This is a genomic window from Nostoc sp. ChiQUE02 (assembly GCF_034531305.2).
Taxonomy (GTDB): Bacteria; Cyanobacteriota; Cyanobacteriia; order Cyanobacteriales; family Nostocaceae; genus Nostoc.
The window spans coordinates 1-8756 of sequence record NZ_JAVRBN020000098.1; the positions used below are offsets into that span (position 1 = coordinate 1).

Below are 8756 nucleotides of genomic sequence, written 5' to 3' on the forward strand. Positions count from 1 at the left end.
ATATCGTCTGCCCCGTCTGAGTCTTAAAAGCTGTAGCCCTTATTCTGCATAGTTTAGAGCTTTTCTTAGTGCCATTCTTCTAATACCTTTAATAATTCTGGAATCGCTGTTTCCTACCTATTTTTTTGAAACTCTTATGTGCTAAAGCGTTGGGGAATTCCGCCTGCTTCATCAATCCTCAATATTTAGATGCGTTTGCCCTGGATATCTGAGCGTTTATAAGACAAGTAAATCAGAAAAATGGGAATGGAATAGTAAGCCAAGGCAATTAACGCATCTGACATTCCATGTAGCCAAACTAACCCTGACTGCCAAAGGTAGCAATGTCCATGCGGTATATAGTTGGATGAAAAAAATGCTTGTAAAAATGCTTTCATCTCTTCTTGAGCTATTCACTCAGGTTAGGAACTTCCAAAGAATAAAATCACCAATTGTCAGAATTATAATCATTGTTAGGGGGGGGTAAAGGGGCATTTTTAGTACTTTTTACGAGCGTTACAGATTGCTTATACACTTATTTCTTTCTCTTCCCCTGCCTCCCCTGCTTACCCATGTCACAAAATCGCATTGCTCCCATCTATTGCCGGGTGGGATTTTTTTTATCGGCTTTATTTGTATCAAGCTTTTAGTGAAATGGTATAACTGCTCATCTTTCCACCCACTCTTGCGATTTCTACTGAGACTACTAACAGCACCCTAGAAAAATTACTGAGTTCGAGATGGGTACGTTCAGTAAAAGCGTAGAGCTACAGATGACACCCTTCTTTGAGATCATTGATTGCTAAAAGGATTACTGAATATAGGATGAGCGAGTTCATTAAACGCGTAGAGCTACGAATTACAAAGTTACTTGGGGTCATTAAATTAGAGAAACGAGCGTGACTGAAAAGCAAAAAGGTTGAGAGCACCGCACTCAATTCATCTCATACATCAGCCATCTCTGGAACACCATTAAACATCCATTCAGTTAACTTGAGGAATTTATTATGCGTCGTATTGTATTACTCTCCGCAATGATTCTTGGTAGCACGTTTGCATTCAACTCTGTTGCTCAAGCAGGGAGTACCGATGTTCATTTTAATGGAAATGTCCTTTCCTCCTGCACATTTAGCAATGTCCAGAATGGCACATTAGGATTAGACGTTGCTGGCACAACTCTTAGCAGTCTGCCAACCAGTGGCGGCACTTCTGGTCAAGCCAAACTCACCTGTAATAACATTCTGGCAACCCTCTCGGCATCTGCACCCCAACAAGCCACTGCACCCGCTGGCTATGACCATACTACAGCCATAAAGACGGTTGCAGTTACAGGCACAGGCGCAAACCTTGTTGCCATTGTCGCACCCTCTATTCCTTTTCCTGTGCCCCTGCCAGGTGTCACCAATTTGAGTGTGAATATGACAACCACAACCCTTGGTCTAATCCCCAGCGGTGCCTACGATATGTTTGTGACGTTGACAGTCACCCCTTAATGAAGCGACGTACAAAGATCAGATGGGGGAATTCTAGCTAACTTGCTTACTTCCCCCATCAATCATTCTTTCTAATCCTTAGATTTATTCGCAAAGCCAGGATCGGTCATCATGTTCTCCCGTGTTCACAAGCCCGCTTCATCCACAACTTTAAAAGCCATTCAACTAAGTGGCTGGTTACTATCAGCAGCTTGTTTGGTCAATGGTGCTGCTTGGGCAAATCTGGGAGCATCCCCTCTGGTGATTGAAGCCCAGGCAAACCGGGGACAAGTAAAAGCAGTGCTTAACGTGATCAACTCTGGGGATACGCTGTTGCGGGCGAGGGTTTATACGGAGCCATTCACTTACAGCCGCGATCGCGGGTTCCAAACAATACCCTCTGATTCAAGCTATCTCGGTTCTTATATACAGTTTTCTCCTAGAGAATTGATTGTGCCACCCAGAAGTAGCCGTCGGGTTCGTATGGTGGCTCAACTTGCTCCCAGCCTAGCGAATGGTGAATACCGGGCAGTTATCTTTACAGAAGCCTTGAATGAGGCAACAGACACAATCGGACGGAAAGTTGGCATTATCACTCGAGTCGGTACGACTGTTTACGTCCGCAAGGGAGATACAGCGCCGAACTTAGTTGTTGATCGTGCCAGTTTCAATGCCAAGCAAAAGCATCTCGAACTATTCGTCAAAAATATAGGCAATGCATCTGTGCGCCCAATGGTTCGCTGGTCGTTGAAACAAGCAAACAAAGTATTTTGGAGTGGAGAATTGGCACCTACTGCCATCATTGCTCTGGGCGATCGTAATTTAGCTTTAGCCGTTTCAGAAAAAGATCCATCGCCCTTACTCCCTGGTAACTACCAACTAAGTGGACAGTTGCTCTGGGGTGAGGACAACGCTCAGACAGTGCCATTTTCGGTGGATTTTATAGTACCTGCAAAGTAGGAACTGCACAATCAATAATTTTTAGGACTTACGTACTCGTGAGGAAAAACTAAGCCTTTGCGATTACTTCTCTACGAGACGCTCCGCGAACGCTTTGCTCGTAATGACGTAAAATTGTTGTCCGCGTGTCCTACTTTTATCGAGCAGAATTAATTACACAACGCCATTGCGAATGAAGCGTACCCCTACGGGGAAGCTTCATTCACAATGACTGTAAATATTCTTGTCCAACTACTTACGACGATGACTGGCCGACTGTCTAGGGTCTCAACAGATTGCCAACTAATTTGCACAAAACTAAAAGCCACCTAGAAGACCTGAGGAAGGCTGATTTTGACTGCTGATTTTAACTCCGCTTACGTCTATGTTCCCGACAATTCCCCCACCCGCCATCGTCCACTCAATTCCCCACAACATTTCTAATAGTAAATCTCCTTCGGAGATCGGCATCTTTAGCATTACTCCTAAATCTATTGATGAAAAACAGATTGCTTTAAGTCCATCAGCACGCGATCAAGAACAGGAACCATCGGGTGCTAATGCACAATCAAGCGTTAAATCAGATGCAAAACTGCTGGGACAACCGTTATCCATTGATTTACAAGATATAGAGTTTCTAGTTACAGAACCTCCATCTGTGCATATTCCGGCAACGCAGCCTGAGATTGTCCCAAAGGTTGTACCTGAGTCTTTGGGTTCTGAAAAGGCGAGTTCGGTTGAACCTGTGACTGTTGCGCCTACGGGTTCCGAAAAGGCGAGTCCGGTTGAACCTGTGACTGTTGCGCCTACGGGTTCAGGAAATTCCGCTACTTTGCCAACAAGCGATGCGAAGATACAGACACCGGAACCGAATCTGTCTCCCATTGCTCAGGTGCCGGAGGGCTTTACAGTGTTTCCAGTGGGTATCAACATTGGCGGGCGCAACGTCAATGAGGGGGTTTCTGTTCGGGGGCAGGAAAATAGCTCGAAAGCGCTCGATCTAGAACATTGGTTATTGCCCTATGATGCCGTGGTACAAGCGCTGAAATTAAGCACAAAAGTTTTACCCGACAATCAAATCGAATTAAGATCGCCCAGTCTTGCCGTTCGTATCGATCCTGCCAAACTCCACACCGATCCAAAATTGGGTCTGGTTTTTTCAGTGGGGGAGGTACGATCGCTATTTGGAGTTCAGGTTGAGTTTGATCTCAAAGAGTATGCGATTGTGTTTGACGCACCCTGGCTGACGGCACCGGGACAAAGCTCATCACTGGAAGAAGCTCCTGTGCAGCTTGAAGGGCTACCCCGAATTGCATCACCAGATATTTCTCTGGCTGCGATCCAACAAGGGGTCAGCGTCAGTGGTGCAGATTCAACCCCAACTGCTTTCCGCGGAGATTTGACTGCGGTGGGTAGCATTTTGGGCGGTAGTTGGTTTGTGCGGGCAGACCAGCCCAAACTATTTAGTTCCAATAGCTGGCGGATTACAGATGCGCTGTTTCAACGCCAGACCGATGCTAATGATTATTTTGTGGGTACTCAGCCCCCCTTCTGGCAGAACCTCAGCCCTAACGACTATGTAGGCTTTACCTTCATTCAGCGCCAGGGCTACACACCACCGCCGCAATTTTATGGCGAAAGCGATCCGCGCCAACGCCTGCAAGCAGCACAGGTTGGACGAACGGTGTCTGGGCAAGCAGAACCGGGAACTTTAGTGCGACTGGTAAAGGGGTTTAGCGATCGCATCATTGCCGAAACCCTGGTGGATTCCTCTGGCGTGTATCGGTTTGAGAATCTCAAATTGGAAACCCCAGCGCTGGGCGGCTACTACCAGGTCTTCCTCTATCCCAAAGGACAATTAACTGCCCAACCAGAAATTCGAGACGCGACGTTTTCCAATTCGGCTGGTCAACTTCCTGCTGGTGCTTCCGCGTTGATCGTTTCCGGTGGAGTGAATCGAGATTACAGCAAACAGGATAATAACAGTCTCTTTGGCGATTTTTCCACATTTCGGGGTGGCATTGCTCAACGATGGGGCGTCTCGAATAGCGTGACGCTAGGCGCAGGCACTGTCTACGATCGGTCTTTGAGAGGACTAGCCGAACTCTTTTGGCAGCCAGAAAATGTCCCCTTCAAGGCAGCAGTTTCAGTCCTAAGCGGTAGCGATAATTCAGCATGGGACATCAATGCAGATGTCAGTTACGACCCATCGCAAAACTTCAGTGCCCGGTTCACCCACGATCGCTTCTCCAGCCGATTAGATGCCTATTGGCAACTGGCTAAAGGCATCACTTTGCTGGGCAACACCAATAGTAATGATGCCACCTCTGGAGGCATTCAACTCAACTTCAGTGGCAGAGATTCTTTTACCTTTGCCCGCCTTACTTTTGACACCAAAAGTCACCTGCGCTGGAATCTGATTCAACGGTTGGGAAAACTTGAACTGAACTCTATCGGCAATGAAATCAGTTCCCAGTCGGCGCTAAGTTTTTACCTGGGAAAGCACAGCAATTTTACAACTGGACATTCCTTTGTTCTCGGCTACGACACCTACAACCAAAATAGCAATGACGATCTAGTTAATCTCGCTTGGCGTTATCGCTCAAAAGAACGTTCCATCGATGGCACGCTGTTATGGGAAGCCCAATTAGGCTATGGTATCGGATCGCGGGGTTCTGGCGTACTTGCCTCTGTGGGCACTACAATCATCCCTGGCGTAATGCTCCGCGCACGCTATCAGGGCGTATCAGTGACAACAGGCGAATCGACTTTTGGTATCGAGTTAGTATCGGGGCTGAATCTTCAAGGTGGTATCACTCCTGGCGATCGTCATGCCAACTATTTACGGACTCAGGGTGGTATTCTGGTGCAGCCGTTCTTTGATCGCAATAACAATGGCCAACGCGATGCAGGCGAGGAGTTTTACACAGATCCCAATCTCGTGACGATCAATAATCAAATGGTTCAAGCTGCTAGGGCACAGGTTGACCGCGATCGCATCCTGGTACGTTTGCTGCCCAACACCTATCGTCTCGATCTGGATGCAGCAGGGCTACCCCCCGATTGGCAGGCAGCAACCAGTGCTTATGCAGTTAAGGTTGTGGCTGGCAGCTATACTCCTGTGCTAGTTCCCCTCATCCCTGCCTATTCGCTCTCAGGCATTGTCACAGATAGCCACGGAACCCCATTGAGTGGTGTCCGAGTCGAAGCAATTCAGGTTGGCTCCGACGTGGATTCCGGGCAGCGGCTTCTGTCGGTTACAAATGATGCCGGGGTCTACTTTATAGAACACCTGCGGCAAAGTAGTTATACGTTACAGGTGAATGGCAAATCCATTCAACCGAGTGCAATCAAGCTAACCGAAACGTCTCCACCCTTTCAAGAACTCAATTTGAAATCAGAGAAAGCGAATAGGAACTAAAAAAACGTCTACAAACAGCCAACTTGGGAAACCAGAAAGAAAAACTTATTATAGAACTCTTGCAAAAGTGTTTTGTGGTATAATTATGGGTTGTTCTAATTTTAGTTTTTGGTAAGAGATTATAAATTTTTTCGAGCAACTATTATCATGCGATAAGCTTACGGCATGGCAACTCTTAGAGACGCTCCGCGAACGCTCACCGCTAACTAGAAAAAGGCAGTAAACGCTGTTTCAGTTATTGATTAATTACTGAAATCATTTGATAAATTTAATTTTTTAATCGATTTATATGGCTAATTCGTGATTATAAATTCCCGCAATTAAATTCGACCTTAACCCAAAACGTCGATGACGATTTCGATATCTATCAGACAAAATTTTAAATATCTTTAGACGACGATTTACGTGTTCAACAACAATTCTTAATCGATTGAGTTCCCGATTGTATTTTTTCTGTTCTTTCGTCAACTTTTTTCCTTTTGGTTTTTTAATTGGTGTTTCACTTAACTGATGAATCTTAGCAATTCCTTGATAGCCTTTATCCGCTATTACTTTCAGTAATTCTCCAAATTTTATACCACTGCTTTTAAATAGCTTAAAATCATGAATTCTTCCCTGACCATGCCCTAAGCAGATGATTTGACTACTTTTTTGGTGGATGATTACCTGGGTTTTTAAAGTATGTTCTCCTTGTTTTCCGCTAAAAAATCTTTTTTGCCCACTATGAGGTTTTTCAATTGGGCTTTCCGTGACATCCATTACAACTACATTTTCTTCAGAGGACATTTTCCATAATTGTTTTTTACCCGGTAAACTAAACTTTTTTGACTTAATTAAAATATTTTCAATTTTAAAGACTATTCGACAAACCGCAGATTCCGAAAGCCCAAAGTCTAACCCAATATGATAATAGGTGCGGTATTCCCTCCAATATTGAATAACCATTAAAACTTGGTCTTCAATAATTAGTTTAGGACGGCGACCTGGCTTTTTTTTCTTTTTTTCATCAGCTTTAACTACCTCAACCATTAACTCAAAGGTTTGACGGCTTACTCCAGTCATGCGCTTAAATTTTTTCGCAGTAAGCTGTTTAGCTTTCTCTATTTTCACTGCTTCTCAAAGTCCTAATCGCAAATTGCCAAACTTTTTATTATACCACAAAACACTTTTGCAATAGTTCTATTAAATTATACGCAATAAACTAATTTAGCGATCGCTCGTTTTCAGCCCGACATCACAAAATCGCGTTGCTCCCGTTGACTATCTCCTTGGAGAATTAGTTCTCAAAGCTTATGATGCAGGAAACTCAAAAAATACTATTGATTACTTACAATACTTACTAGCTAACTCTCCCGAACAGCAATTACTAATTTTTTGGGATGGGGCTAGCTATCACCGTTCCAAGGAAATTAGAGCTTTCTTAGACTCTGTTAATTAAAGTTTACCAACTGAGCAGAAAAAGAGGAGTTATAAAAAGCACCTCATCCCGCAAGTAAGATGAGGTGCTTCGATTTTACTAAGTGACTATTTGGGTTTAATATTACACAACATTAATGCTCAAATTAACTTTCACAATCATATCGTTGAAATCTCTGTCACCACCCTTTGCTAAATCTTCAAAGCCAAAGGTATTGTTTTCTAACAGACGAATATGATCTGTTTTGTCTGAGTTAGCACCCAAAAATGCGAAGTAAACTGCTGGATTGTTATCAGCATTGCCATCAAGAATGGCATCGGGTCTACCATTAACAATAATAAACGGTGCATACAGAGAATCAGGCGCGATATTCCCAGAGTAACTTGCTGTACCTTGGTTATTCCCTGTCAAATCTATACCTGCAACACGTCCACGGATAGCAGCTTCAGCATAACCAGCTTGCCCTGTGAGAATATCTGCTATACCATCGCCGTTAGTGTCAATACCACCATTTTCATCAGCCACTTGATAGAAACCGATAACATTGTCGTATGCAGCGTCTTTATTGACAACAAAATCAGCTTTTACCTGTTGTGTCACACCACGTAAATCAAGGAGTTCTCCTTGTTCCTTTCCTTGTAAACCTGCACCCAAAGGCAAATCTTTATCTGTCGCCTGAATTGTTACCGTCAAATCCTGGAATTCAGCATTGTTGCTAGCTTTCCAAGACAAGGAAAAGTTATTATTATCCAAGCTTGTGATTTTGACATTTGTCGGATCGGAAATCAGTACATCTGTAACAGCAGCTTGTCCAGCCAAGATACTATCAGTAGTACTATTGCGTACCAAATAAAATTTTAGCTGTTCACCAGAGGTAAATTCCGCCAAACTAGCTAAATCAGCATTAAATCCAGTGGGATACTTTGTAAGTGAGGAGAGAATCACCTTGGATCGTTTCAAAGCTGCTTCAGTGTAACCAGTATCGCTAGAGGCAATACCTTGAATCTTCCCTTGTTCATCATCTACAGCAAATACTCCCAGTTCATAAATTTCATTAGAACTGTGTCCTGTGAGCTTGACTGAGAGTGTTGCTTTTTCACTGTTACCTTTACCTTGGATAGTAAAGATATCGTTATTAGCATTCTTCGTCAGGGTTGGTATATCGTTGACACCACGATCGTTCAGATTATTAACTGCGATCGCCAGATCTTTATCAAAGGATGCTCCAGTTGCGTCAGTTGTCCGAACCCGGATGTTGTAACTAGGTTTAGTTTCAAAATCGGGAGAACTGTTGATTTTTAACTTATCGCCAACAACTGTAAATGCAGCATTGTCGGTATCGCCAGTCCCAGTTACTAAACTGTAGGTGAATGTATCGCTTGCATCTGGGTCTGTGGTGGTAAATGTGCCAACTTCTGTCCCCGCAGGTACGTTCTCGTCAACAGCTAGTTTACTTACTGTCAAGCCTGTGGGAACTTCGTCAACCAAATAACGCACTACAGCAAAATCAGTACCATCAGTTCCGGCG

The 8756-nt window shown here is 44.1% G+C and carries 6 protein-coding genes and 1 pseudogene; 4 read left to right on the plus strand and 3 right to left on the minus strand.

Annotation, left to right across the window (positions count from 1 at the left end; all coding sequences use genetic code 11):
* Window positions 1–185: 185 nt before the first annotated feature.
* On the minus strand, window positions 186–377 hold the full coding sequence (locus tag RM347_RS35090) for a hypothetical protein (protein WP_322716014.1): 192 nt from the start codon (window positions 375–377) through the stop codon (window positions 186–188).
* A 609-nt stretch (window positions 378–986) separates the two neighbouring features.
* On the opposite strand from RM347_RS35090, the gene RM347_RS35095 reads away from it, so the two are divergent.
* The 3 genes from RM347_RS35095 to RM347_RS35105 all read left to right on the plus strand — a co-directional run bounded on the left by RM347_RS35095 (window position 987) and on the right by RM347_RS35105 (window position 5811).
* Window positions 987–1472, plus strand: coding sequence for a hypothetical protein (locus RM347_RS35095; RefSeq protein ID WP_322716015.1), 486 nt, complete (start codon window positions 987–989; stop codon window positions 1470–1472).
* A gap of 111 nt (window positions 1473–1583) precedes the next feature.
* Complete coding sequence (locus RM347_RS35100; protein ID WP_322716016.1) at window positions 1584–2411, plus strand: P pilus assembly protein, chaperone PapD; 828 nt, start codon at window positions 1584–1586, stop codon at window positions 2409–2411.
* A gap of 364 nt (window positions 2412–2775) precedes the next feature.
* Complete coding sequence (locus RM347_RS35105; RefSeq protein ID WP_322716017.1) at window positions 2776–5811, plus strand: carboxypeptidase regulatory-like domain-containing protein; 3036 nt, start codon at window positions 2776–2778, stop codon at window positions 5809–5811.
* Between the two features lie 285 nt (window positions 5812–6096).
* Here RM347_RS35105 and RM347_RS35110 read toward each other — a convergent pair whose 3' ends face one another.
* A complete protein-coding gene (locus RM347_RS35110; RefSeq protein ID WP_322716018.1) occupies window positions 6097–6921 on the minus strand; it encodes an IS5 family transposase in 825 nt (274 codons plus the stop codon).
* 142 nt (window positions 6922–7063) lie between these two features.
* On the opposite strand from RM347_RS35110, the pseudogene RM347_RS35115 reads away from it, so the two are divergent.
* Window positions 7064–7246: pseudogene (locus RM347_RS35115) on the plus strand (IS630 family transposase); the annotation flags it as partial.
* Between the two features lie 105 nt (window positions 7247–7351).
* Here RM347_RS35115 and RM347_RS35120 read toward each other — a convergent pair.
* A partial coding sequence (locus RM347_RS35120) for a DUF4114 domain-containing protein (protein ID WP_428850674.1) occupies window positions 7352–8756 on the minus strand: 1405 nt, incomplete at its 5' end.